Below are 25,117 nucleotides of genomic sequence, written 5' to 3'. Positions count from 1 at the left end.
ATGGTAATACTGAGTTTGAGGACTATGTAGAAAACTATTAAATTTCTATCTGTTATTTTCTGCTTGGAACAGAATCAAGCTTTTTAACCGTGAAAATCGGGTCCCATCTTCTAGTAAAAAGCTTCTCAAATATCTTTCAAATTAGTGTTTGACAAACTGCATTGTCACGAATACTATAAAACCAAATCTAATAAACCAAACATTAGGCATCCAATCTACGAATAAACCAGGGAGGTCCAATGGCCAGGCCGAGAGCAAAAGAACTTACTGAGCGTGAGTTAGAGGTGATGCATGTATTCTGGGACGAAACCCAGGCTGAATCAGGGATAGAGCTGACTGTTTCCGATGTACGTGACTCATTGCAAAAGTCGGGACGAGAGTTGGCGTACACGACTGTCGCGACGTTGGTACGAATCTTAGTGGAGAAAGATTTCCTGAAACAGACGAACGAGGAACGTCCTTTTCTGTACCGCGCTGTTCGATCCTTTGATGAAGTTTCCGGCAATTTGCTGGGTGATATGATTCAAAAAGTCTTCGGCGGATCGCGTGAAAAGTTGTTGTTGCGACTCATGGATGAACGCAAATTAACACGAAAGGAATTGAAGGCTCTGGAAGACATTTTACGGGAGAAGTCCTGATGCATGAATTCGGTGTCAGCATTGTCTGGTTGAGCCTGCAGGTGACGATCGTTGCTGTCGGTGCAGCTCTGTTTTACTGGTGTGTGCGTAACAAGGGGCCACTGTTGCGATCGCTCGTCATCTCTTCTTCTCTCATCGTAACTCTGATGCTTGCATCACTGATGTTGAGTCCCTGGCCATGTTGGAACTTTCATCGAACACAACAGAGCAATCAAGAACTCGTATCTGTGGAGAAAAGCCTGCTCTCCAATAAAACCACTGAGTTGAAAGACTCCCCAGCGTCTCAAAGAGAACCAGTCGAATTGGAGTCGGTGTGGAGTTCAGCCTGGGCCGGGTTTGTTGCAGGGCTAGATAACAAGCAGCCAGTCGATTCTCTGGATGCATCCCTGGCATGGCCCGTCATAATTGCCTTCCTGTTTCTGGGGGGAATAGTACTGGGCTTTCTGCGTCTCTGTGTCGGTTACATTCTGTTGAGACGAGAAGTAAAACATGCGATTATTCTGGAAAATACCGTAGCTCAGGAGTACCTGGATGGGTTTTTAATGGAGCAAGACTATCAAAATATAATCCATTTGCGAGAGACAACACGGCTGGCGACGGCGGCAGTTGTCGGCTGGTGGCGTCCAGTAATCTTAATACCCGCAACATGGCAAACATGGTCGGCAGAGCAGTTAAAAGCCGTTTTGACGCACGAGCTAGCCCATATTCAACAACGTGATTTTTTGACAAATCTCTGTGCTGAAATCAGTCGGTCGATCTTTTTCTACCATCCGTTGATGCACTGGCTGGTTTCCCGCTTACGGTTGGAGCAGGAGCTGGCTGCTGATGCTGCTGCTGCCAGGGTCGCAGGTGGGTCAGAATCGTATCTGGTTATTCTGGCAGAGATGGCAATGGCACAGTCCAATCGACGCGTTCGTGGCCCCGCCCGCGCTTTTTTACCCACGCATTCCACTTTTTTAAGGCGAATAGACATGCTTAAAGACAAAACACCATTTCGTGGCGCCGTGTCTCGCAGTGCTCGGGCCATTGCAATTTCATGTATCCTGATGATTGGTCTGTTGGCGGTGGGGCTTCGTGGAGAGAGTATCAGCGTTGCTCAAGATGCCTCACCCAGTGCTATGATTTCAGTCCGAACTAAAAGTGCATCAGAAAAATTTCGTATTGATTTTGTCCCCCCGAACGCTTTGGCTGTAATTGCACTTCGACCTGCAGAAATCCTTACACAGGACTCGATGAAACCACTCCGAAATCTGATAAAGCAAGAATTAAGTATGAACAAACCATTTGGGGTTGTCGGTTTAAATCCAAATGAGATTGAAACCGCAACTGTCGTATTCGTCGCCTCTGAACCACCTAAACAAATTGGCTTTGCGATTGTGATTCATGCAAACAAGGTGATTGACAGAAAAACAGCCATGACAAAGAGTTTTGGCAAAAATGTCGAGGTCGAATACAAAGGCCAGGACTATCTGAAAAATACGTCGGGATTATACCCTGAAATGCGAATGTATCTCGATGACCGCACAGTCATTTACACCGGTCGTGAAAGTGTGATGGAAGGAATCATCGATACTATTCAGCGCGGCAGTACATCGCGCTGGTCAAAACAGTGGCAATCGATTGAGAACGATTCGGTGGCTGGGCTGATTGACCTGCGTGTAGCGCGAGCCATCGTGGGCGATGAACCAGCCCGAATTGCCGCTGCGAATGCACCGATGTTAGGACTTATCTCCCCCATTTGGGAGAACACGGAACTGGCGTCACTGGGATTAAATATTAAGCAGGAAATATCATTGAATGTCAGCTTGTCACAAGATCAGAACGGTGAGAGCGTTAAGAATACGCTGGACGCCTTGCTTACACTCTCTCGCAACATGCTGGATCAAATGAAACGAGGTATGGCAGGCGACAGCGTGCAAGAACGGTTGACGCTGATGTCTCTACTCAATATCGCAGAAAAGATGATGAAATCGACCAAGGTAACCCAGAGTGGTGAAGATGTCACACTGACTTCTGCTCTTTCGAATAATTCTGGTGGTCAGCTGATCGCTGTGCTCGTGCCGGCGTTCCTGCAGGCACAGAAAGCAGCCAGTCGTTCACGCTCTTTGAATAACATCAAACAAATAGTTCTGGCATTGCATGTTTATCACGATAAGCACAAGCATTTCCCACCCGCAGTTTTACTGGGGCCAGATGGAAAAACACCTTACAGCTGGCGTGTGGCGCTTCTGCCTTTTCTGGACCAACAGGCTTTATATGATGAGTACAACCGCAACGAGCCTTGGGATAGTGAGCATAATAAAAAAGTACTTGCCAAAATGCCCGACGTCTATCGCTGTCCCGCAGATAACCGGGGGGAGAACAATACCTCTTATTTTGTGATTGTTGGTAATAATACTGCCTTTGGCAAGCTCACAAATCGTGCTCTATCAGGTTTGCTGGATGATGGTATGGCGGCTGGTGATAATGGTCTGGCAGCTGGTTCTGGATTTGGAATAGATGAGAAACCTGCTGACGGGACTCAAGGTGGTTTAAGATTTCGCGATGTTATTGATGGTACATCCAACACGATTGCAGTCGTTGAAACAAAAAGAGAAATCCCCTGGACGAAGCCGGAAGACATCATCTATGACGGCAAGCAGTTGCCGAAACTAGGGGGATTTTATCCAGGGGGCTTCAATGTCGGTTTCTGCGATGGGGCAGCTAGATTTCTTTCAGAGAAAACTGACCCAACGACATTGAACAATCTAATTCAGATCAACGATGGCAATGTAGTCGACCTGAATAACAATCAATAGTCTATGCGGGCTTTGGGGATCTAAAGTCGGACACGGCCAGGAGCCTCTTCCGGTTCGTCAAATGAACCGGGGGGGCGAAATGGATTATCGCGGGGCAGTGGCTGGAGCTCATTGACCGGGAACGTTTCTGATTTTTCAAACCCTGTTTGTGCTGGCTTCCATTGTGGCTCCTCGCTGAGAGTACTGTTTGACCAGTCAGGTTCTTCCAGTTCGGCGATCCGAGAATCAATTCGTGTTGGTCGTGGACCGATCGACGCTTCCCGTTGAACTGGAAATGAGGATCCCAAGTCTAGAACAGGATAGCCAGGGATTTGTGGCAGTCCCCAGACTTCAGGCGGAACTCCTGCCGGATTCACCTCGATGTTTGACATCGTCATTGTAAGTACGATGCCTGCTTGCGGCCAATCGAGCTTAATGACATGCGGCAGAGTGGCACCGGAATTACTGCAGACGCGATATTCGCCCAAGGTGGCTGTGGCGATCCGCTGTCCCTGGCTGTCATACAAAGATTGCTCGATGATATGCCCAGTACAGAGATTGACAACCAGAATTTTTTGAACAAGCTTGCCATTTGGTAGCAGGCGGTCAGAAATCAACTTCACATTCGGTGAGTTCTGGCCTTCTTTCTGGATGGAAAGCTCTGTTTCGTTTAATGGGACGACACGCAAAGCTTCGAGTAACCATCCGGGTTCAAACGGGATATTCAACTGCGACCCCATCGCCTGGTATTGATCGTGGCGGACGGTAAAAACTCGTTTTTGCTCATTTCGTTTGACCCAGAACCAGAACCGTTCATCGTTCGAGCCAAAATCAACTTCTGCTCCCAGAGGAGAACTCGCGCGTAAGCGGAAGCGTTTGGGCTGTTCGACCGCCAGCATCGCATTCAAGCTCACCGGAATGCCTCCCTTTTGCCGCGCTCTAATTTTTACATTCGAGGACTGCCAACCGTAAACGCCTTCGGTTTGTGAGTTCAAGTGGGTAACAATTTGCGTATAGCTGGCATTAGGGGGGAGAACGCAAACAGGGGGCTGCTGTGGGAGGAACGTTCGAACGGAAGCGCAAGCAGGTAGCAGAATGACTGCCAGGAGCACGAGTGTCACTTTCGTGACCACATAAAGGCAGTGCAAGTTGATGCAGGATTGATTGTGTGTTGTTCTTCCATGAACATTCAACATATTAACGATCCATCATGGGGCACGCCCCTTATTCCCACTCTTCAAAAAATTGGTTATTCAGTTGATTCTGTAGTTGTTCGATTTCAGACTCTTCCAGATTCTGATCACGGATTTCGAAAGATCCTTCTCCATGCGTTCCTGACAATTGGAGATAGAACACCTGGTCTTCTTCTCGCGACCCTTCCAGTTTAAGTCGGCGTTTCTGGACAAGAAATAAAGCAAGCACGTAGAGAAATTTTTCCTGTACCTGATTCGGAGCTTCATACAATTGTTCAAAATATTGCATGAGTGCATCGGGGTCGATTTTTTTCGTTCCCTGAGCAGCCGGCTCTGGTACCTGGCATTTCCATTCACCAACAACGCCTTCAGGAGGTCCAGTCCAACCATCCTGTGAAAAATCGAGACGAAGCAATTGGCCATTTTGTTCAATAATGACAGAGTGAACCGTTTCGCCTGGAGTAAATTCTTTTCCAGTCGAAGAGCAGGCTTTTCCCAGTGGTTTTAAATGATAATCCATTTAAAAAACTCGAAATTGGAATTCTGACGGTTGATTTTGGTTCAAAAATGAGACTTGATTACTCACAGCGGGCGAATCCTAGACTATTACAGGATTTAGCTCAAGGTGATTATAAGGGGATCAGACATTTTTTGATGATCAAAACAAGAAACTTCCATGGCTGTAAGATTTTATATATCAAAAGGTTACGATCCGGTAAAGAAGTTGCTGGATGAACCACCTTCTTCCACAATGGGGATCTCAATCGGACAGGCGCAACGGGGGCAATGCCCAGTATAAGCGGTAGCGGAATGGTTGAGATAAATACGGGAATACACGTTACAGCACTTAAAATGAACACCAACAGATGGCCGCTGGGGACTTGGTGAGGCATCTTGATCAGCCATATGTGACTCCATAGAAAAATACGCTGAAATGCACGAAGCAATTTCAGCGTATTTAGGAAAATCTATGATTAAAATCAAGAGGTTTTGATCTTAACGATGAATGAGGCTATTTTTGGTGCGAGAGCATCAGCATGGCCCGTGCCCGGTTTTGATCACGCTCACGGGCATTACATTGATCATCGCCGATGGCTGGCCGAGCCAAAGCTTCCTCAAGGAGTTTTTCTGCATCGGCAGCGTTTAGCTCGCTAACAGGAATTGCCTGTTCTGTTAAGACAGAGATCACATTTCCCTGAACTTGTAGAAAGCCACCATCGACAAAATAACTGACTTCCGCGCCATCATTAGAGCGGAAGACAAGTTCGCCATACCCCAAACGTCCTACCATTGGCATGCGGCCAGGAAGAATCCCAATTTGCCCGTCAAATAAAGTACAGCGTAGACTCTGGATCGATTGATCTAACAGAGTCGTTTCCGGAGTCACTAATAAGAGGCGAAATTCTTGAGCCATTGGTGCTCTAACCACATTTAAAACAGGAATTCAGATTGATGCTGTGAGCGAATCTAATGTGGTCCGTTCACAATATAATGTCGATACTCTTGTGACGCTTTAGTCTTCAGCCATCCGTTTGGCTTGTTCTTCTGCTTCTTCGACAGAACCAACATACATGAATGCGGCTTCGGGCAAGTGGTCCCATTTACCGGCACAGATCTCTTCGAAGCTGCGAATGGTGTCGGCCAGCGGTGTGATTTTACCTTCTTTACCAGTAAACACTTCAGCCACGAGGAAGGGTTGAGACAAGAAACGTTCAATGCGTCGTGCACGATGCACGATCAGTTTGTCTTCTTCGCTCAATTCATCAACACCCAAAATTGCGATAATATCCTGGAGTTCACGATACCGTTGCAACGTTTGCTGTACTTCACGAGCCACTTTGTAGTGACGTTCACCCACATATTGTGGATCCAGAATACGGCTGGAAGATGCCAGTGGATCGATGGCTGGATAAATCCCTTTTTCTGAAATCTTACGTTCCAGATAAATGAAGGCATCCAAGTGAGAGAATGCGGTCGCAGGAGCAGGGTCGGTTGGGTCGTCTGCCGGCACATAAACGGCCTGCACACTGGTGATTGCCCCATTTTTCGTCGAGGTAATTCGTTCCTGCAATTCACCAAGCTCTGTTCCCAGAGTTGGCTGGTATCCCACAGCACTCGGCATACGTCCTAAAAGTGCAGACACTTCACTTCCTGCCTGTGAGAAGCGGAAGATGTTATCAACGAAGAGCAGGGTGTCTGTCCCTGTTGTGTCACGGAACCATTCCGCCATTGTCAAAGCGGACAGAGCGACTCGCAAACGAGCTCCTGGAGGTTCATTCATCTGACCAAAGACCATACAGGTTTGCTCGATGACGGAGCGGTCTGTTTGACCAATTTTTGTTTCCTGCATTTCTAACCAGAGGTCGTTACCTTCACGGGTTCGTTCACCTACTCCAGCAAATACAGAGTAACCACCGTGAGCACTCGCGATACGAGCGATCAACTCGGTCAAAATCACAGTTTTGCCAAGACCGGCACCACCGAACAGACCCGCTTTACCACCACGGACAAACGGAGTTAACAGGTCAACCACTTTGATCCCGGTTTCGAATAACTCGGTCTTCGCACTCAGGTTTTCCAGAGCAGGGGCTTTACGGTGAATGGGCCAGCGTTCATCGGATTCGACTTCACCCCGACCATCGACTGGGTCTCCCAGCAGGTTGAAGACGCGTCCCAGTGTTTCTTTTCCAACGGGAACAGAAACAGGGGCACCCGTGTCGGTCACATTCATTCCGCGAACCATTCCGTCGGTTGACCCTAGAGCCACACAACGCACACGACCGCCTCCCAGGTGTTGCTGAACTTCCCCGGTAACTTTGATGACAACGTCTTTGATTGTTTCGTTTACAACCAGAGCATTGTAGATTTCCGGCATTTGATTTTCTGGAAATTCTGCATCAAATGTTGAACCAATGATCTGTGTGATTTTACCAACTGCAGTCGATGTACTGGCTTCCGTTGTCGCCATTGATATGTCTCTACTTTCTGATATTTATCAATTTGTAAAAAACCATAAAGTGCCTACGTAAGGCATTCCGGAAATTACTCTAAGGCAGCTGCACCACCAATGATTTCAAGGATTTCCGAGGTGATTTGAGTTTGTCGTGCACGGTTATATTGAGCGGAAAGAGAACCCACCATTTCATTGGCATTTTCTGTGGCGCCTTTCATAGCTACCATTCGTGCGATCTGCTCGCTCACCGCTGCATCAAGGAAGCATTTGAACAACCGTGCTTTAAACGCAGTCGGAACAATTTCCTCCAGGATCTCCTGAGCTGAAGGGAGAAACTCGTAGTCATATTTTTGTGATGTTTCGGCTGCTTCAGTCGAAGATTCTAACGCACCAATCGGAAGAAGTGACTGTACGACCGGCTGTTGTTTGGATGACGAAACAAATTCGGTATAAGCGACATCCAAACGATCGATTTTACCCTCAATATACTCGGTAATAAATCGGGCTGCCAGTTGGTCAACTTCTTCAAATGTGGGACGATCTTCGAAGTGGGTATATGTCTCTGCGGCAGCAATATCCTGAAACTTTAAAAAGCCAATTCCGCGTTTCCCCGAAACTTCCAGACGAACATTCTGTCCCTCGGCTTTTAATTCCTGGTAACGTTTCAAGGCAAGCTTTAAGACGCCTGAATTATACCCGCCACAAAGGCCCCGGTTTGATGTCAGGATTAACAGGACCGAATTTTGTTCGGACTCATGCTTTTCCAGTAGTGGGTGATGAAACTCAAGATTTGCTTGAGATAGATCCGCAACCAGTTCCGAAATCTTTTTGGTATAAGCAGCAGCTTCCGATGCACGGTCCATAGCTTTCTTGAATCGCGCAGTGGCGATCAATTCCATGGTCCGCGTGATTTTACGGATGTTTTTTACCGCTTTTAATCGTTTTACGATGGCACGTGCTTTGGCCATTAGATCCTGAACCTGTTTTCGATTATCTATTCAAACAATAAATCAATTACGCACTTTTTCGAAGATACTGATCGACGAACGTTTTCAGTACTGACGTTAATTGTTCGATCGTGTCCTCTTCCAGTTTGCCGGTTTCCGTGATTTTGTCAGTGATTTCCGGATACTGATCATGGATGAACTGCAACATTTCTGTTTCAGCCTCTTGAACCTGCGGAATGGGAACTGAATCAAAGAAACCTTTCGTTCCGGCATAGAGGCTTACGACCTGATCTGCCATGGGCATCGGATTGAACTGAGGTTGCTTCAGTAATTCAACCATTCGATACCCACGATCAAGCTGTGCTTGAGTCGCTTTATCCAGTTCGGTACCCATTTGAGCGAACGCTTCCAGTTCACGGAAGGCCGCCAGGTCCAAACGCAAACTACCGGAAACACTTTTAGTCGCTTTGGTCTGAGCATTACCACCGACGCGTGAAACACTGATCCCCACGTTAATCGCAGGTCGAATACCGGCGAAAAACAGATCCGGTTCCAGATAAATCTGGCCGTCTGTAATGGAAATCACGTTTGTTGGAATATAAGCCGAGACTTCCCCTTCCAGCGTTTCAATAATGGGAAGGGCCGTCATGGAACCGCCTCCGAGTTCGTCACTCAAACGGGCAGAACGCTCCAAGAGCCGACTGTGACAGTAAAATACGTCTCCAGGATATGCTTCACGTCCGGGAGGTCGTCGCATCAACAATGACAACTGACGATAAGCTTGTGCCTGTTTAGAAAGGTCATCATAAACGACCAATGTGTGTTTACCCTGATACATATAGTGCTCTGCAATAGCAGCACCAGCATAGGGGGCAATGTATTGGAGTGGGGCAGGGTCACTGGCAGAAGCACTGACAACAACGGTGTAATCCATTGCGCCATGTTCTGTCAGTTGATTGACGACGCCTGCGATCGTGGCGGCACGTTGACCACAGCCAACATAAACACAGATGACGTCTTTGCCCTTCTGGTTCAGAATAGTATCAATGGCGATTGCGGTCTTACCCGTTTTACGGTCACCAATGATCAATTCCCGCTGGCCTCGACCAACGGGGGTCATGGCGTCGATCGCCTTGATACCGGTCGCCATAGGTTGAGTCACAGGTTGTCTGGCGGCAACACCGGGAGCGGCAACTTCCAGAGGTCTGGATTCTGTTGCTACAATCGGGCCTTTACCATCCAGGGGGACCCCCAGTGGGTCGACAACTCGACCCAGCAATTCATCACCAACAGGTATTGAAAGCAGGGTTCCTGTGCTGCGAACTTCATCCCCTTCAGCGATTGATAAGTAATCACCAAAGATAATGATACCAACAGAGTTTTCTTCCAGGTTGAACACCTGACCGCGAACCCCGTTAGAAAACTCGACCATTTCACCAGCCATGGCAGAAGAAAGCCCGTAAACGCGTGCGATACCATCGCCGACCTCAAGGACTCGTCCTACTTCACTGGTTTCAATTTCGCCGCGAAAGTCTTCAATTTCCTTTTGGATGACTGAAGCGATCTCGTCCGCTTTGAATTTCATGAATGCTCCTATTGCTCAACTGTCCTCGTAATTGTTTTAAACGAGTCCGAAGAGAACCATCATATACTGTGTCATCAACTTGAATAACCAGACCACCTATAACAGACTGGTCTATCGATGTTTCAATTACGGGAGAAAATCCCAGTGTATCACTCAAGCGTTGTTTAATGCTTGCTAAAGTATTATCCGACAGCTCAAAGGCCGAGCGTACAACAACCGCTTTTTTGCCGGTTTCTGCATCACGTAGGCGTGTGATTTGTGAGAAAATCTGTTCCAGCAGATCCAGTCTTTCATGCTCCACCAGAACTCTCAGGAAGTTCGCAAGAACTTCTGATGTATGGGGGGCTACAACACGGTCAATCAGGCTTAACGACTCTTCTTTGTTAAGCGATCTTGATGTCAGCATCGTACCAAAGATTGGGTTCTGACTGATGGCGACATTCAGAAATTCGGTAAACTCATCGATGGCAGAATCTTTTTCAGATTCGTTGATCGCCCCCAGGAACGCTTTGGCATAAACCTTGGCAATTGACGTTGCACCGGGGTCTTCCATTACGCTTGGAATATGAGTCTTTACTTGCTTCTGATCGTTCACGCTGATCACAACTCACAGCTAAAGGATAAATAATTCAAACTTCACAAAATAACGTTTGAATAAATGTCGTGTTACTATTTAGTTTGAACTACTGGAAATCTGAGACAGAGCCTCTTCAATCAGTCGTTCGCGGTCTGATTCATTGAGAGCACGTCCCAGGACATGCTCAGTCGCATCGACAACCCGTCCATTCATTTGATCAAACAGATCCTTCAAAGCAAGTTCACGAGCCCGATCAATTTCGTCAATGGCATGAGCCTTAATGGACTCAGCTTCATTACGAGCCTGTTCGAGAATGTCTTGCCGGATCCGATCTGCATCAGAACGGGCTTCCACCATCATTGCCTGAATCTCATCCTGAGCAGACTCAATTTTACGAGTGTGCTCTTTGACCAGTTCTTCTGATTCTTTTTGTTTTGATTCTGCTTCCTCAATCGCAGTGACGACTCTTAATTCCCGCTCGTCAAGAGCTTTGATTAGAGGGCCCCAGGCAACTGATTTGAGAACAATCACAAATACAATGAAAACAATAAATGACCATAGTGCCAAGTCGGTTTTCCACTGCAATGGCGCCCCTTCAGGGTGTGCAGCGCCATCAGCAGCATACAAGGATGCTTCGGAACCAATCAGCCCACTTCCCAAGATCATACCACTGAAAATAATCAGCATGATGATGCATCGGCTTGTAAAAAGACTTTTAAACATGATCAAATATTCTCACATCGTAATCAGAATAACTGGAATGAAATTCGAACTCATAGTATGTGAAGGCTTCTTAGAGAAGCACACCCACACTATTTACCGAGGCAGATAATAAGTGCGAAGAATGTTGCACCTTCGATCAACGCTGCCGCAATAATCATTGCAGTCTGAATTGCACCGCCTGCTTCTGGTTGACGTGCAATGGCTTCTACTGCAGAGGCACCAATTTTACCAATACCGAAACCAGCACCGATAATTGCGATACCAGCACCGATGGCCCCCAACGGAAGCGCATTTGTAGTTTCTTGAACAGCGGCCTCAGCATCAGCAGCTGCAGGTGCTTCTTGTGCCATTGCAGGAATAGCTGTGGCCAATACAACAACGCATGTCATGTAGATAATCCGTAAAGCATGGATCATTGTTATTATCCCCTGACCTTTCTCAACGAGGAACACTCAAACAAAATATACTAAGCAAGTCTGAAACGATACTGTCTGTTTCTCTAGTGAGGGTTGACAGCAGCACCAATAAACAGAGTTGCAAGAAACGCAAATACATATGCCTGCAGGAACGCGACAAAGAGTTCCAGCAAGCCAACCAAAATCTGGGCAATGATACTGGATGGCATCACGATGGCCCACATTCCGGAGTCAGCAGTCATCGCGATGAATCCCAGAAAGACTGCGATCACGGTATGACCCGCCATAATGTTGGCAAATAAACGAATTGCCAACACAGCATGTTTAATTAAAAAACCAGCAAGCTCAATGAGCCAGATCATTGGAACCAAGACCAGTTTCAATGCCAGAGGCAACTCCATTGGAGGTGCGAGTGACAACCAGAACTGAACAGGGCCTTGCTCTTTAGATCCAAAAAAGATAACGGCACAAAAAGTAGTAAATGCCAGTGCTATCGTCACATTTAATTCACCAGTTGCTGACCCCAACCAGGGGAAAACACCCAACAAATTACAAATCAATACATAAAAGAAACACGACAGAACAAACGGCAGGTATTTGTCAGCAGGATGCCCGACTTTTTGTTCCTGGTGGTGATCATGGCTGTGATCGTCATCATGATGATGACCAAAACCGATCGTAGGACGAACAACTTCATCTCGCATGTACAAGACGATGGATTCCCAAAAGTTCCACCAGCGTCCCGTCACGACCTGTCCACCAGCTGCCCGTTTGGCTAACCCGCGAAAGACGAGAAACAGGAAGACGACTGCCACCAACTGCAATAACATGAACTTCGAAACCTGGAAACCGAATAACTCGGGCAATTCCAAGTGAAATTGACCAGGAAGTTCGAAATGCGGGAAATCGCGAACATGATGAAATTTATCAGCGTGACCAGCGGCCATTTTTTAAGCTCGATTCAAAATTGTTTCTGATCAATACATCGTTAACTACAAACAGCTTCGGCAGATTACCGAATGATCAACAAGGTTTCAACCAATAGAGAGGCAAAGTAACAAATCAATAACCAAATCGAAAAATTAGCTAATCCAAAGTCAGGACGAATGTTGAAAATGATCAATGCCCCCACTCCAGCGATCATGATTCTGGTCAGGGTCGAAATAGCCATGACTGATGCGGGAGGCGCTTCACGAAAGAAGTATCCTGTCATCAGCAGAATAATGAGCCCCGGCACTAAACAGAGTAATGCCGAATAAACAAGACCTTCAACAGACGTCTTTCCAGCCGTCAAATATGCAGGAACACAAAGAATCAAAAATAACCCCAGAAGAGCACCTGTAAGGATGCCACATTGTTTCAGGGGATTTTTGCTTTGTGAATGCGAAGTAGCAAGCATGATATCGAGAAGGTTTTTATTTATTGAATCTTGGGCAATCAACCGAGGCTGAAGCAATTCAGCCTGAACTTTTTTCTTAAATCTACTTATTCGAGGCCATCATCCTGCTTCTCAGCATTTTGTGATGGTTGATCTTTTTTCTTTCGTTTCTTTAGCTCTGCTTCTTTAGCCATTCGTAATAAGTGTGTCATGCCGACAGAAAATCCGAGTAAAGCGCCCAATGCGGTGAGCCAGGGGGATGTCCCCCATTTTTCATCGAGCCAGTGTCCCAAAAAAGCGGGTAATGCCATCTCGAGACTGACCGTTGTCAAACGGCTTACCCAGCGATGAGCCTCGACAAACGGTGACTGGCTCCTCCGATCAGGTCGCGGCATGGCAGATGCTTTCAGGGAGTAAGCAGCAACACAAAACAAAAGCCTGCATGACGAAAATCAAACAAAGCTGCTGCAGACTGTAAAGACAACTTAATAAAGAGTCAAAGTATCTACGGTTGGAATTAAGTGAATCCAATTATTCTCAAAAATGAAATTCAGTAGGTTCATGTCCTATTTGTGTTAAGAAACTGGTCCAACGGCGTGGAGCGGGCACACCAAACCCGGTCACTGCAAGATGGATAGAGCGAACCAAATTCTTCATGATAAGTGAAGAAAGGGAGTTCAAAACAACTTGCCTGTCAATTTTCTGCCCTTCTGAAGAGGAAGATGAAATTTTGATGAGGCTAAATTTATAAACGCTATCACAGTAAGGTGATAAGACAATTGGTGGTTGGTTTTCGAATAAATCAGAACGCCGCAATAGTTGATTTTTGTTTCATTGCATGGTAAAAGTAATCTCACGTTTCAAGAATGATTCATGTGTTTGATCCTAATCTGGAGAGTATGAATCGGAGGCGAAATGTGGTTTGTTGCACATAAATTCTGATGCTGAGTCAGCTTAAACCATCTGTTTGAACGTGCATATTTTATGAAGGGAATCACTGTGTCTGGTGTTATAAAGCCAGCCCATGTTCCTGAATTTGAGAATGAAAATTAGTGGCTTTCTGTTCTGGGGAGAGTAGCGTCCTGGTCGAAATTTGATTTGACGTTTACATATTGTTCACTGCATTATGATCGTTTGAAATAACGGATTTCAGTTTTCTGCGATCAAGCAAATGTGTTGGAACGGGGCAGATGTGCTAAAACTTATCCTGAGTGTCATGGACGACTAAGGCAATATTGAGACACCGACCATTGTCTTGATCGATATCTGGGAGTCATTCCTAATGTCCCCAACCATTCTAAAATCTCTCGAGAGTCAAACTCGTCGTGATTTAGCCGCTACGGCGAAATCTCATGGAATTGCCGGTTGGCATGGCATGAGAAAGCAGGAGTTGGTTAAAGCCATCGCAAAAATCAAGATGGCCAAATCAAAGCCCAAACGCAAGAACACTTCGTCTGCCAAAAAGTCATCTCCACCACCTGAGACTCCCAACCCTGCTGCTGTTCCAGCCTTCCCTTCACAAACTTCGTCCAATATGACTCCAACCGAGCATCAGGCACGAATTCAAAAATTGTTGAAGTTCAATGGGCAGAGTTCGCACAGTGAAAAACTGCATCCGACAACAGAATCGACTGAGACGAAATTAAACGCTCAGGTCAAAGATTCCCATTGGTTGCTGGCTACCTGGACCATTACCCAGGGGAGCCTGGACCGCGCCAAAGCAGCATTAGGTGCCTACTGGTATCAGGCGGTCCCTGTGATTCGTGTCTATGATATTACGACGAATGAAAACAGCCGAACCAGTAAAGCCTATGTCAAAGATGTGGAAATCAAGATTGATTCCGGACTGTGGTATGTGCAGATCGATCAACCAGCTCGCTCTTATAAACTGCAGCTTGGTTTTGTAACTCCACAGAACAAGTTCTTTGGCCTGGTTTATTCCCATAAACTTACTCCTCCCATGCCTGAAGTGTGTGAAAAAGGGGGAAAAACCAAGCGTGCTCTCGACAGCAACTATTCGGCAACACGTTCCAGGCGTTATACATCTCGCTCGGAAAACGGTGGAACCCCCGTTTCCCGTCTTGCACTTCCTCTGACGCTTGATGCGAATGGCGATTCAAACGGGTCTCGAAGCAAAAAGGCAAAAAAAGAATTCCACGTGGAAACAGAATTACTGATCCATGGAACTTCCGATCCGCAATCGGAAGTGACGTTACTCGGCGAAAAAATCCCCGTCAGCAAAGAAGGGCGGTTTGCACTTCGTTTGAGTCTGCCTAATGGCAGACAGGTGATTCCCGCAGTCAATACATCGTCTAATAAACGACGTCAACAGACGATTGTACTAGCGATTGAACGGAACACAAAAGACTTGGAACCCGTTCAACTCGATGAGTAAGGAAATTGCGCTCGCAACGCCAGATGACTGACAGAGTGCGCTTCTCTGTCAGTCGGCGTTTCCGTAGAAAACCTCAGTCTTGAGGTTCGTTTGTTCTCTTACCTTGCAGGCAATCTGATCGACTTGTGCAGAACTGAGCGAAGAAACATAGTCTTCCGTTGTTCTGCGCGCGATTGTATAAACCTGAACCAGCTTGATTTCACCACCGGATTTGAGGACCTCGTTCAATCGCGCACAATATGCGTCGATCTCAGCTTCTGAGGGCGGCTTCTGGTCGATCAGCATAAATAGACTCTGGATCACAATGGGTCGCTGTCTGGCTGCCAGAGCGATGTTCTCCAGAATTTGCTCAAATCGAATTTTGGTTCGATCGACGGTTTTAAAATAACTTTCCGTTCCGGCATCCAGTTTAGCCCAGATCTCTCCCTGATTTTTGTCAAAGACATTTAATGCAGCCTGTGTACTGTCTCGATGCAGCATGCTGGCATTGGTAATTAAGACCATTTTGACCTGGTCAGCTTGATGCTTTTGCTTCAGGTCAGCGACTTTTTGGGCGATCTGATCAAAATTGCGATATGTGGTAGGCTCTCCATCACCAGAAAAGGCAATATCGTTGAGACGTCGTAGTTCCTGAGGCACCTCAGTGAATTTTGCATCTTGATAGATTTCGCCGCTAAGGACAAATTTCAGCATATGATCCAGCTCATCTAAAAGCTGATCGAGTCCAACAAAACGCGTTTCGGATTCTTCCCTGCGATCGACCTGACAATAAATACAGTCAAAATTGCAGATCTTGTCCGGGTTCAAATTAACGCCGATCGAAATTCCCTTACTGCGTCGAGACAGTACCGGATAGACAAACTTATTATCATGATAAGTTCGCTGATGCTGTGAGTGCAGAGGTAGTGATGATGATGGCATTGCTTCAATTCCAATGGGACGTAATTGTCTCTCTCTTTTTATATGACTGCTCACCCTGAAAGACAAGTGGTGCCTGATTTGTTATCACTTGATAAAAAGAACCACTCATCAACAGAGTATAAGCCAGCTATGAAAAAACGCGGCAAAAACAATGGTAAGTTTTTGCCGCGTTTGTGCTTATAGTCTCTGGTGATCGAATCGATTTAGACTTCTTTTGAATCGATCCAGCTCATCATGCGTCGTAATTCTTTACCAACGGTTTCAATCGGATGTTGCCGATTCAGGCGTCGGATTGCTTTGAATGAGGCCTGGTTGGCTTTGTTTTCCAGTAACCAGTTTTTCGCAAACTCACCCGTTTGGATTTCTGTCAGAATTTTCTTCATTTCTTTACGGGTTTCATCAGTGATGATGCGGGGCCCGCTGGAATAATCGCCGTACTCAGCAGTGTTGGAGACACTATAACGCATGTAGTTCAAGCCGCCTTCGTAGAAAAGGTCGACGATCAGTTTCAATTCATGCATACACTCGAAATAGGCCATTTCTGGCTGGTATCCGGCTTCGACCAGTGTATCGTAACCCGCTTTCACTAACTCACTGACTCCACCGCAAAGCACAACCTGCTCGCCGAACAGGTCTGTTTCTGTTTCTTCCGCAAACGAGGTTTCAATCACGCCACCACGTGTTCCGCCGATCCCTTTGGCATAGGCTAAAGCCAGTTGGCGAGTGCTTTCTGCTGCACCATCGACTAGTGCGATCAGGGAAGGAACACCGCCACCTTTGACGTATTCGCTACGTACGAGGTGTCCAGGGCCTTTGGGAGCAACCAGAGCAGCATCGACTCCTGCTGGAGGAACAACCTGGTTGAAGTGAATATTGAATCCGTGTGAGCATAACAAGAGGTTACCCTTGCTCAAGTTCGGGAGGATTTCGCTTTTGTAGAGATCTCCCTGAACTTCGTCAGGCAGCAGGATGTTAACCAGATCACCTTGTTTTGTTGCTTCGGCGAGAGAGACAGGCTCAAATCCATGGCTGACAGCCAAATCGTAATTTTCACTACCTTTGCGTTGTCCAATAATGACATTGCAGCCACTGTCGCGAAGGTTCTGAGCTTGCGCGTGCCCCTGGCTGCCGTAGCCAAGAATCGCAATAGTCTTGTCTTTCAATAAAGACAAATCTGCATCATCATCGTAATAAATTGTAACTGCCATAATCCTGATCTCTTGTTTTGATGTAAGGCTGAAAGAAGTAGAACCTGATCTGCTTCTATTAGAACGTTAGAACTTGAGCAGCCAACAGTTGTTTCAAAGTGAACTTAAGAAGCAACTTCCTGCTCGGGGAGAACAAAACAGCCATGATTCAGTTCTTTGCTGTTCGTTCTAGCGGAATTATTTCACAGTTTCTACAGGCTCTGTATTTACGTCTGCTTTCACTGTTTCTGAGCGTAGTAACGCGATTCTTCCTGTACGTACGATCTCCAGAATCCCAAACGGTCTCATTACGTCAATGAATGAATTGATTTTGGATTCCTGACCTGAGATCTCGATCATCACGTTTTCAGAGCTCACGTCAACGATTTTCGCACGGAAAATTTCGACTAATTCACGAATTTCTGATCGTGTTTTTCCGGGAGTCGCAACTTTCATTAGCATTAAGTCGCGTTCAACAAAGTCCTGGCCTGAAAAGTCAACCACTTTCACAACAGTGACCAGCTTTTCCAGTTGCTTTCTGACTTGATCCAGTTTGTTGTAATCCCCTACGACAAAGGTGATTCGAGAGAATTCTGGCTCTTCGGTTTCGCCGACAGCCAGGCTTTCAATATTGAAGGCGCGCGAAGCAAGCATACCCGAAATATGGGCCAATACACCCGGTTGGTTCATTACCAGAGCAGAAAGAACGTGTTTCATCCCAAAACCTTAAATTGTAATTCAATCAGAAATCTAAATACCGTGTAAAGCGATAGAAGCATACAGTCTAGTCTTGATGTGAAGCACAGACAAGTCCCGTAGCCGATATCTCTGGACGCTCTGCTTATGATCAGGTCGGTTAGAGCGATTATACAACGGTCACGCTGTTTGAGCTGACATATCACGGGTCGACCAGGTTCGTTTTCGCTGAAAATCGGGTTGAGTCTTTCATTTTGTACATTTAGGTAATACAGAACTTTTGACAGTCAGGCTCAACTCTGTTTTAATTATTTAACACGAAATGCTGAATTCAAACCTTTTGAATCTGATCGAGAGCACGGATGACTCAAAAATGGCGATTTGCTCCCCACGATGAATCTCAAATACGCGGCCTCAGTTCTGAAATGCGCATCTCACCGCTTCTGGCTCAGGTCCTGATAGCGCGAGGGCTGCGAGACGCATTGTCTGCACGGAGTTTTATTGATGCCCGGATGAGCGAGCTTTTGGAGCCCTGTTCCATGCCAGGTGTGGAACAGGCGGCAGAGCGAATCATTGCAGCACTCAATGAGAAGCGTCGAATAACTATCTACGGCGACTACGATGTGGATGGCATGACTGCCACCAGCATTTTACTGCAATGTATTACTCTGGCGAATGGGCAGTGTGACTATTTCATCCCCAACCGTCTGGATGATGGTTATGGTTTGAACTGCGACGCTGTTCGGGAGTTATACGAAGAGGATCCCCAGCGGTTACTGATCACCGTGGATTGTGGAATCACCAGTGTGAAAGAGGCGGCACTTGCCAAAGAATTAGGCTTGGAGCTGATTATTACCGACCATCATCAGATGGGAGAAGCGTTTCCGGATGCGGATTGCCTGGTTCATCCGCGTTTACCAGACAGTAATTATGAATTTCCGCATCTATGTGGTGCCGGGGTAGCCTTGAAGCTGGCCTGGGCAGTTTGTCAAAAACTGGGAGATGGTCAGAAGGCATCTCCCAAAATGCGTGAGTATTTAAAATGTGCCGTCGGACTGGCAGCTATTGGGACGATTGCTGATGTCGTTCCCTTACTGGGCGAAAATCGGATTCTCGTCCGTTATGGATTGGGGGCTCTCGCTGAACTTGCCCCACTGGGCTTACAGGAGTTGATGAAAGTCGCAGAGATTAAATCTGGCCAAACGCTTGATACCGAAGACATTGGTTTCGCACTTGCGCCCCGATTGAATGCAGCGGGAAGACTTGGGCAGGCCCGACTTGCTGTGGAACTGCTGACAACAAATAATCAGGATCGCGCCACTCAATTAGCCGCTTATCTGGATGAGTTAAACAAAAACCGCAGAACCGTTGAACGCCGAATTTTGAAGCAAGCGCGAGAGATGGTGGAAGAGAATGAGGAGTGGAATGACCACCCTACATTAGTTCTGGCACATCAGGACTGGCATCCGGGAGTTATCGGAATTGTCGCCAATCGAGTGGCAGAACATTTCGAAAAACCAACCGTGTTGATTGCCTTGGATGCCAATTCTCGAACCGGACAGGGGTCTGCACGATCATTTGCCGGCTTTGATCTGCATGCCGGCTTCTCATCCTGTGCCGCGCATTTGATCCGCTATGGTGGTCACCAGGCTGCAGCTGGGCTCAAAATTGAAGAAGACAAAGTCAATGATTTTCGGCTAGCATTTGCTGAGTATGCTGTTAGTGCGCCCCAACCATCTGACCATGACCTGCAGGTACGCATTGATGCAGAAGTTTGCTTGAATGAGATCACAAAACAATCCGTGCGGGAACTGGATTGTCTGGGGCCGTTCGGTCAAGAGAATCCCCGGCCTCAATTTGTGGCAACGCGTGTTGAACTGGCAGAGCCCCCACGAACTATGGGAGAAGGGGGGCGGCACCTTTCCCTGGTCTTTCAACAGCACAATACAAAAATTCGAGCGATTGCATTTGGAAAAGGGGAATGGGCCAGCCAGATGGAAGAGGACGGAGGTCCGTTTTCAATCAGTTTTGCACCGGGGATCAATCGCTTTCGCGGCTTTGAAAGTGTGCAACTGCAATTGAAAGACTGGGTTTCTGAAAAATCAAAAACCCCGGTCACATCCTGAACCGGGAGTGCGAGGATCTCCTCAATTTTCACTGATGATTTCAATACCGGAAATGACAGGCGGATATTTGGCCCCCTTAGTGGAGTTGAATTCCAGTTCGATTTGATCGGTGACAGGAATCCCCTTGAACTCTTTGACCAGGCAGCGCATTGACTGTCCTGCTTCCTGGACGATATCCAGGTTTCCTAATACTGTTTGTCCTTGCAAGGCTACTTGAAACTGTCTCTGCCCCGGCTTGACGTGTTCATCAGGCTCTGTAAACGTGAGCTTGATCGTATAGCGATTTGGGGGAATGCTTGCTTTCGGATGAGTTAATGGTGATTCACCTTGTTCATTTTGAGATTTCGTTTTCAGGATAAGTCGAGCAGACCCCGATTTGGCTCCTTTATATGATTTTGCGATTCGGGTTCCTGTCCCCGTAATCAAAAAACAGATTGAATTTCCTGCTTTCCAGTTTTTCGTAGACTGAATTTCTTTCAGAATCGAAGTCAGATCGGGAGTTGTCTGTTCTGAACTATGCGCTCCCACCTTTGTCCAGGGAGGGGGAGTCCATTCGACAAAAGCTTTTGTTCGCTTTCGCGCTGAAAGATTTTGTTTTGTTTCGGTGAGTGGTTTGGCATTCGCCGAAGCTTCTGCTTCGATTTTCAAATGGCTTGCCGATTTACCTGTTTCATCAACCGTAAATTGAATCGTCGCGGACTCCAGCACATCAGCTGCAGACAACGGAACATCAGAAAATCGCAGTGCGACGACTTGCGGGTCGCCTTTATCCAATCCCAATTCCAGATCGCTGCTATGCAGTTTTACTTCTCCCTTTGAATCTTCTTCCGCATCATCTTCAACACCGGCAATCGGAATTCCTTCAGGGTGACTCTGTTTTTTGTGCTGGTTGATTGCGATCGTAATTTTCCCGGGGTCGATGATTCCCGAAGCCGCAACCCAGTTCAAACCATGCTCAGGCTGAGGCTCTATCACCTTGAGTGCATGACGCCGGAAACGATCATACTCCTGATTGGAAATACTGACTTCCAAGTCTGGTGACTGTCCGCCTACACTCGGGTAGTCCAGCCACAAAGTACCGTTCTGGGCACGACGATCGCCGGGCGCACCAAAGTTGATGCCCGCCTGTTTGACAGTTGTTGATGACTTTGCGTCGGTTCCCAGTTGACTATTGGTCCAGATTTCAATTTCAGGCATATGGATCAGTGCCAGTGATGTCTGATTTTGATAGGAACAACTGCAGGTACGGGTATAATCGGGTGCATTGAGCACACCATTCGCCACAACCAGATTGGACGTACAACTCGATTTGAATCCCCCGAAGTTACCAGTACCACTTTTTGATTCCAAGTCATAAAACCCGGCTGCTCCCGAACGAAACGTCAGCAGGTTCTCACTGGCAATCACATAATTACAACCATAAGTACGCGAGAATTTCAGTTCTTCTTTTTGCTGTGTGATCGGATTTGTAATTGTGTAGGGTGTACCATCTAAGATATTAAATGCACCACCTGATACTTCGTAAGAGTTTGCAGATGTAATAATGAGGTCGTTGTGAATTACACAAGGGCCGGTATATTTTCGGTCTTTGTTGTGCCAGATGACGGCGCCGTTTTGCCCCTGATAGGCAATCATGCCTTGTCCAATTTCATCACTCAGACGATCTTTGGCACGCGCACCTGCCTGAAGCAGCAGATCATGTTTTTCTGAATAGCCTAACCAGGACCCAAAGATACTTTCCCTGGTTGACCAGAGTTCTTTCCCGGTATGGATATCAAAACAAACGATCCGATATTGAGCTGGATCCGCCAGGCCACGCCGGGACAGTTTCTTTTCGGCACTGGCGGGTAATTTATCCAGGCAATAGACTCGGTCCGCGCCAGCGACAATTCCATTGTGCAGAAATGAATGAATGGCGGGAGTACGCCACAATTCCTTACCTGAATGGCGATCATAGGCAATCAATCCGCGACTGGCGGAAAGGTCTGTTGCGGCTGGACCATCTTTTCCCGGTTTCTCATCCACACGTTTTCCAAAATGAGCATATCCATTCCCTGCCAGCAGAATATCATCGTAGACAGCGATAAATGCCCAATCCTGCTGAGGATCGGGAAGTTTAATCACCTGCTTCGTCGTTCCGTCCGAGGCATTCAAGACATGACACTCAGAGCCGATGGCGAGATAGACTTCGTCGGATGTCGCGATATAGTTGGTGCCGCGTGCATTGGCGCCGGGAATATGCTTCTGGTTATATTTTGTACTGAGCGGCGTATCTTCATAGGTGGTATTAAAATAAATTCCAAACGTCCCCAGGTTTTCAAATTCTCTTCTCCAGAGAACTTCTCCCGTATATACATCACGTGCACTGAGACTATTCATGCCTTCCAGAAAGGTGCGGCCGCCAATAACTTGTTCGGGGGGACCATGACCGTGGCGGGGCAGAATATCATCATGTGTGTTTCCGCCGAACCAGAGTACTCCCAGGGGAAGTTTGACTCGTTTGTCATTCGATTTCACCGTGTTGGCAATATCACCATACTGGTGAGTCCAGTCGGCCGAATCGGGTAATGCCCCCACACGTTGAATTAGAATCCCCTCCGACTGTGATACCAGTTTCCCCTTGGGAAGGTTTGCCTGTTCGACCATCGACTTTGTATGATTGAATTGGGCTGGGTTGTCGATTGGTATCCAGATCACCCCACCATAGGGGCGAACAGATCGATAGATTTGTTTGAGTTGATTTGACGTTAATGAATCAGCAAACGCAGAACTGAGTAACGTGATTCTGGCGATATGCTGGGGGGGCTGATAGGAATGCGGCGTTCCCTGATGAACTGAAATGCGAGAACCATATACGCCTAATGAATCATATCTGTTCCTTAGTTTTTGAACTTTTTTTACATCCTCTTCAACAACGATCAGTCTCAGTTTTGATTTTTGCAACAAGGCATCGAAGAAACGTTCATTGTCCGCTCCATAGCAAATGACATAACCGGTCTTTGCCTGCGACAAATCGCGTAGTTGCTTTGTGAGTTGAATGGCATGGGAATCAGAACGGTATTGGAACGCTGTTTTCTTTTTCTGGTCAGACTTTGCTGCTGTACTCCCAGAGGCGCCAAAGGCTTTGATTTTACCCTCTAATGTCACGGCGAATAATTTGTCATCTGCCGCCAGCAAACGTAATATGTTTCCTTCAGCAGGCAACTGCCAGGCAATTTCAGGTTTGTCAGTGGCAAGCGTGATAGCAGAAATCGTCTTTTCTCCTGCAGCATACAAGCGATTACCGGCTCGAATGAGATCTCCTTGTCCATCCACATTCAGAGACCAGATCGCCTGATGTTTTGCGCTGTAAGCCTGAATGAGTGGCTGTTTGTCTTTGAGAATCGCTGAGTAGAGAATGTTATCATGCAGAACAGGCTCATTATGGACAAACAGTGTGGGCAAGCCGGTCTTCAGACTGTAGGTACGAACGCCTTTATAGCGCGTGTGAACAAAGAACTCAGTAGAATTAGCAATGACAAAAGAACCGCCGTTTCCTTTGCCTCCCAGGTGAAAATATTTTAATTCACCTGTCTTGCGATCCAGTGCAGCCGGCACAGAGCGGCCGCCGGGAACGAGTAACAGTTCATCGGTCGCGACCAGAGTACCTTGGGGAGCGACTCCGGCAAAGGAGGGCGCGCTGTGTGGTTGTTTGATGTAGCTGGCACTGGTCGAATCATTGACCCAGATCACATTTCCGGTTTCAGCATCCAGCGCGTAAATGAAGGTCCCCATGAAAGGCCAGATGCTGGCGGCAAAGTAGACAGTATCCTCATAAAGGACGGGGCCTCCACGGGCAGGCCAGGCTGAAATGACGCGTTTATTACCCAGTGTTTTTTGCGCTGCAGGAGCACCACGGAATTTCCAGACGAGCTCTCCATTGGTCACATCCAGGCAATACAAATAGCCATCGTCGCTCACAGTGTATACTCGATTTTGATTCACAACGGGAGCGAAACGAATCGGCCCCTCTGCGTAGAACGTCCACAGGGTTGTTCCATCTTCCGTATTGATCGCCATCAACTTATCGGAATCGTTAAACCCAATCAGCATTCGTTTTCCAACGACCACAGGTTCCAATATTTTGTCGTATGTCATCAGGTCGTTGTTGAGGGGGTCATCCCAGACTTGTTCACGTTTTCCAAACTCCCTTGTCCAAAGCGGAACGAGCTGATCGGGTAAACTGTCTGGAGAGGACGCAGTGTGACCTGCGTCATAACGCCACATAGGCCAGTCGCCTGCAATCACAGATGTTCCAGTCAATTGCAGAATCATGATGACAAATAGAGATAGTCGAAATCGATCTATTCGATTTTGCATGAATTATTCCCATGTTTAGAGTATGGTCGGTTTCACTTGAGTTCGGGACGACAAAAGTGTCTCACGATCTAATCTATTTCCCCGTTTTTTTGAAGTGCAGACAATACGTCACAATCCCCCAGGCGATCATTGAATACCCCGCAATTTTCCAAAACCACGACAGTTCTTTATCCAACGTCGCAAAGTAAAGGCAACTCCAGCCTCCAATAATGGCAAACAGGTCATCTTTATATTTTTTCATCCGTA

Annotated in this window: 21 protein-coding genes; 4 read left to right on the top strand and 17 right to left on the bottom strand. The window is 46.9% G+C overall.

Going from position 1 to position 25,117, the window contains the following annotated elements:
- The first annotated feature begins 239 nt into the window (after positions 1 to 239).
- Positions 240 to 638 (top strand): BlaI/MecI/CopY family transcriptional regulator, encoded by a 399-nt coding sequence (locus Pan241w_RS14705; RefSeq protein ID WP_145217118.1) that lies wholly within the window; start codon positions 240 to 242, stop codon positions 636 to 638.
- Positions 638 to 3,436: a DUF1559 family PulG-like putative transporter gene (locus tag Pan241w_RS14700; RefSeq protein ID WP_145217115.1), complete on the top strand. Its 2,799-nt coding sequence runs from the start codon at positions 638 to 640 to the stop codon at positions 3,434 to 3,436. The genes Pan241w_RS14705 and Pan241w_RS14700 overlap by 1 nt, the downstream gene beginning before the upstream one ends.
- Before the next feature lie 20 nt (positions 3,437 to 3,456).
- Here the strand turns inward: Pan241w_RS14700 and Pan241w_RS14695 are convergent, their stop codons facing one another.
- The 12 genes from Pan241w_RS14695 to Pan241w_RS14640 form a co-directional block, all read right to left on the bottom strand.
- Positions 3,457 to 4,611 (bottom strand): hypothetical protein, encoded by a 1,155-nt coding sequence (locus Pan241w_RS14695; protein WP_145217112.1) that lies wholly within the window; start codon positions 4,609 to 4,611, stop codon positions 3,457 to 3,459.
- Between the two features lie 28 nt (positions 4,612 to 4,639).
- The gene (locus Pan241w_RS14690) at positions 4,640 to 5,128 is read right to left on the bottom strand and encodes a hypothetical protein (protein WP_145217109.1); all 489 of its coding nucleotides are present in this window, start codon (positions 5,126 to 5,128) and stop codon (positions 4,640 to 4,642) included.
- Between the two features lie 492 nt (positions 5,129 to 5,620).
- Positions 5,621 to 6,022 (bottom strand): F0F1 ATP synthase subunit epsilon, encoded by a 402-nt coding sequence (locus Pan241w_RS14685; protein ID WP_145217106.1) that lies wholly within the window; start codon positions 6,020 to 6,022, stop codon positions 5,621 to 5,623.
- Positions 6,023 to 6,121: 99 nt separating this feature from the next.
- Positions 6,122 to 7,576, bottom strand: coding sequence for a F0F1 ATP synthase subunit beta (gene atpD / locus Pan241w_RS14680; RefSeq protein WP_145217103.1), 1,455 nt, complete (start codon positions 7,574 to 7,576; stop codon positions 6,122 to 6,124).
- 74 nt (positions 7,577 to 7,650) lie between these two features.
- Positions 7,651 to 8,529, bottom strand: coding sequence for an ATP synthase F1 subunit gamma (atpG, locus tag Pan241w_RS14675; protein ID WP_145217101.1), 879 nt, complete (start codon positions 8,527 to 8,529; stop codon positions 7,651 to 7,653).
- Between the two features lie 46 nt (positions 8,530 to 8,575).
- Entirely contained in the window at positions 8,576 to 10,093 is a 1,518-nt protein-coding gene (atpA, locus tag Pan241w_RS14670; protein ID WP_145217098.1) for a F0F1 ATP synthase subunit alpha, read from the bottom strand.
- Entirely contained in the window at positions 10,044 to 10,688 is a 645-nt protein-coding gene (gene atpH / locus Pan241w_RS14665; RefSeq protein WP_145217095.1) for an ATP synthase F1 subunit delta, read from the bottom strand. Before atpH ends, atpA begins: the two co-directional genes overlap by 50 nt.
- Before the next feature lie 78 nt (positions 10,689 to 10,766).
- Entirely contained in the window at positions 10,767 to 11,393 is a 627-nt protein-coding gene (atpF, locus tag Pan241w_RS14660) for a F0F1 ATP synthase subunit B (RefSeq protein WP_145217092.1), read from the bottom strand.
- A gap of 89 nt (positions 11,394 to 11,482) precedes the next feature.
- Complete coding sequence (locus Pan241w_RS30040) at positions 11,483 to 11,809, bottom strand: ATP synthase F0 subunit C (protein WP_197999935.1); 327 nt, start codon at positions 11,807 to 11,809, stop codon at positions 11,483 to 11,485.
- An 83-nt stretch (positions 11,810 to 11,892) separates the two neighbouring features.
- Positions 11,893 to 12,756 carry a F0F1 ATP synthase subunit A gene (gene atpB / locus Pan241w_RS14650; RefSeq protein WP_145217089.1) on the bottom strand — a complete coding sequence of 288 codons (864 nt, stop codon included), beginning with the start codon at positions 12,754 to 12,756 and terminating at the stop codon, positions 11,893 to 11,895.
- Between the two features lie 65 nt (positions 12,757 to 12,821).
- The gene (locus Pan241w_RS14645) at positions 12,822 to 13,265 is read right to left on the bottom strand and encodes a hypothetical protein (RefSeq protein ID WP_145217086.1); all 444 of its coding nucleotides are present in this window, start codon (positions 13,263 to 13,265) and stop codon (positions 12,822 to 12,824) included.
- Positions 13,266 to 13,294: 29 nt separating this feature from the next.
- Entirely contained in the window at positions 13,295 to 13,582 is a 288-nt protein-coding gene (locus tag Pan241w_RS14640; protein ID WP_145217083.1) for an AtpZ/AtpI family protein, read from the bottom strand.
- A gap of 887 nt (positions 13,583 to 14,469) precedes the next feature.
- Between Pan241w_RS14640 and Pan241w_RS14635 the strand changes: the two genes are divergently transcribed.
- A complete protein-coding gene (locus Pan241w_RS14635) occupies positions 14,470 to 15,582 on the top strand; it encodes a DUF4912 domain-containing protein (RefSeq protein WP_145217080.1) in 1,113 nt (370 codons plus the stop codon).
- Between the two features lie 48 nt (positions 15,583 to 15,630).
- On the opposite strand, the gene Pan241w_RS14630 is transcribed toward Pan241w_RS14635, so the two are convergent.
- The 3 genes from Pan241w_RS14630 to ilvN form a co-directional block, all read right to left on the bottom strand.
- The gene (locus tag Pan241w_RS14630) at positions 15,631 to 16,503 is read right to left on the bottom strand and encodes a radical SAM protein (protein ID WP_145217076.1); all 873 of its coding nucleotides are present in this window, start codon (positions 16,501 to 16,503) and stop codon (positions 15,631 to 15,633) included.
- A 203-nt stretch (positions 16,504 to 16,706) separates the two neighbouring features.
- Positions 16,707 to 17,711 (bottom strand): ketol-acid reductoisomerase, encoded by a 1,005-nt coding sequence (gene ilvC, locus Pan241w_RS14625; protein ID WP_145217073.1) that lies wholly within the window; start codon positions 17,709 to 17,711, stop codon positions 16,707 to 16,709.
- Between the two features lie 177 nt (positions 17,712 to 17,888).
- Positions 17,889 to 18,407, bottom strand: a complete 519-nt coding sequence (gene ilvN, locus Pan241w_RS14620) for an acetolactate synthase small subunit (protein ID WP_145217070.1) — start codon at positions 18,405 to 18,407, stop codon at positions 17,889 to 17,891.
- A 341-nt stretch (positions 18,408 to 18,748) separates the two neighbouring features.
- Between ilvN and recJ the strand changes: the two genes are divergently transcribed.
- Positions 18,749 to 20,512: a single-stranded-DNA-specific exonuclease RecJ gene (gene recJ / locus Pan241w_RS14615; protein WP_145217067.1), complete on the top strand. Its 1,764-nt coding sequence runs from the start codon at positions 18,749 to 18,751 to the stop codon at positions 20,510 to 20,512.
- Positions 20,513 to 20,533: 21 nt separating this feature from the next.
- Here the strand turns inward: recJ and Pan241w_RS14610 are convergent, their stop codons facing one another.
- Positions 20,534 to 24,871, bottom strand: coding sequence for an outer membrane protein assembly factor BamB family protein (locus tag Pan241w_RS14610; protein ID WP_145217065.1), 4,338 nt, complete (start codon positions 24,869 to 24,871; stop codon positions 20,534 to 20,536).
- Between the two features lie 73 nt (positions 24,872 to 24,944).
- Positions 24,945 to 25,112, bottom strand: a complete 168-nt coding sequence (locus tag Pan241w_RS29425) for a hypothetical protein (RefSeq protein WP_197999934.1) — start codon at positions 25,110 to 25,112, stop codon at positions 24,945 to 24,947.
- Positions 25,113 to 25,117 lie beyond the last annotated feature (5 nt).

The organism is Gimesia alba, assembly GCF_007744675.1.
GTDB classification, from domain to species: Bacteria; Planctomycetota; Planctomycetia; order Planctomycetales; family Planctomycetaceae; genus Gimesia; species Gimesia alba.
The sequence above is the reverse complement of the archived record's forward strand: the minus strand, read 5'-3'. Positions and strand labels throughout refer to the sequence as shown.

Bases quoted from the DNA above. Each gene is read 5' to 3' on its own strand.
- Pan241w_RS14705 (WP_145217118.1), top strand. From the start codon at position 240: ATGGCCAGGCCGAGAGCAAAAGAACTTACTGAGCGTGAGTTAGAGGTG.
- Pan241w_RS14700 (WP_145217115.1), top strand. From the start codon at position 638: ATGCATGAATTCGGTGTCAGCATTGTCTGGTTGAGCCTGCAGGTGACG.
- Pan241w_RS14695 (WP_145217112.1), bottom strand. From the start codon at position 4,611: ATGTTGAATGTTCATGGAAGAACAACACACAATCAATCCTGCATCAAC.
- Pan241w_RS14690 (WP_145217109.1), bottom strand. From the start codon at position 5,128: ATGGATTATCATTTAAAACCACTGGGAAAAGCCTGCTCTTCGACTGGA.
- Pan241w_RS14685 (WP_145217106.1), bottom strand. From the start codon at position 6,022: ATGGCTCAAGAATTTCGCCTCTTATTAGTGACTCCGGAAACGACTCTG.
- atpD (WP_145217103.1), bottom strand. From the start codon at position 7,576: ATGGCGACAACGGAAGCCAGTACATCGACTGCAGTTGGTAAAATCACA.
- atpG (WP_145217101.1), bottom strand. From the start codon at position 8,529: ATGGCCAAAGCACGTGCCATCGTAAAACGATTAAAAGCGGTAAAAAAC.
- atpA (WP_145217098.1), bottom strand. From the start codon at position 10,093: ATGAAATTCAAAGCGGACGAGATCGCTTCAGTCATCCAAAAGGAAATT.
- atpF (WP_145217092.1), bottom strand. From the start codon at position 11,393: ATGTTTAAAAGTCTTTTTACAAGCCGATGCATCATCATGCTGATTATT.
- Pan241w_RS30040 (WP_197999935.1), bottom strand. From the start codon at position 11,809: ATGATCCATGCTTTACGGATTATCTACATGACATGCGTTGTTGTATTG.
- atpB (WP_145217089.1), bottom strand. From the start codon at position 12,756: ATGGCCGCTGGTCACGCTGATAAATTTCATCATGTTCGCGATTTCCCG.
- Pan241w_RS14640 (WP_145217083.1), bottom strand. From the start codon at position 13,582: ATGCCGCGACCTGATCGGAGGAGCCAGTCACCGTTTGTCGAGGCTCAT.
- Pan241w_RS14635 (WP_145217080.1), top strand. From the start codon at position 14,470: ATGTCCCCAACCATTCTAAAATCTCTCGAGAGTCAAACTCGTCGTGAT.
- Pan241w_RS14630 (WP_145217076.1), bottom strand. From the start codon at position 16,503: ATGCCATCATCATCACTACCTCTGCACTCACAGCATCAGCGAACTTAT.
- ilvC (WP_145217073.1), bottom strand. From the start codon at position 17,711: ATGGCAGTTACAATTTATTACGATGATGATGCAGATTTGTCTTTATTG.
- ilvN (WP_145217070.1), bottom strand. From the start codon at position 18,407: ATGAAACACGTTCTTTCTGCTCTGGTAATGAACCAACCGGGTGTATTG.
- recJ (WP_145217067.1), top strand. From the start codon at position 18,749: ATGACTCAAAAATGGCGATTTGCTCCCCACGATGAATCTCAAATACGC.
- Pan241w_RS14610 (WP_145217065.1), bottom strand. From the start codon at position 24,871: ATGCAAAATCGAATAGATCGATTTCGACTATCTCTATTTGTCATCATG.
- Pan241w_RS29425 (WP_197999934.1), bottom strand. From the start codon at position 25,112: ATGAAAAAATATAAAGATGACCTGTTTGCCATTATTGGAGGCTGGAGT.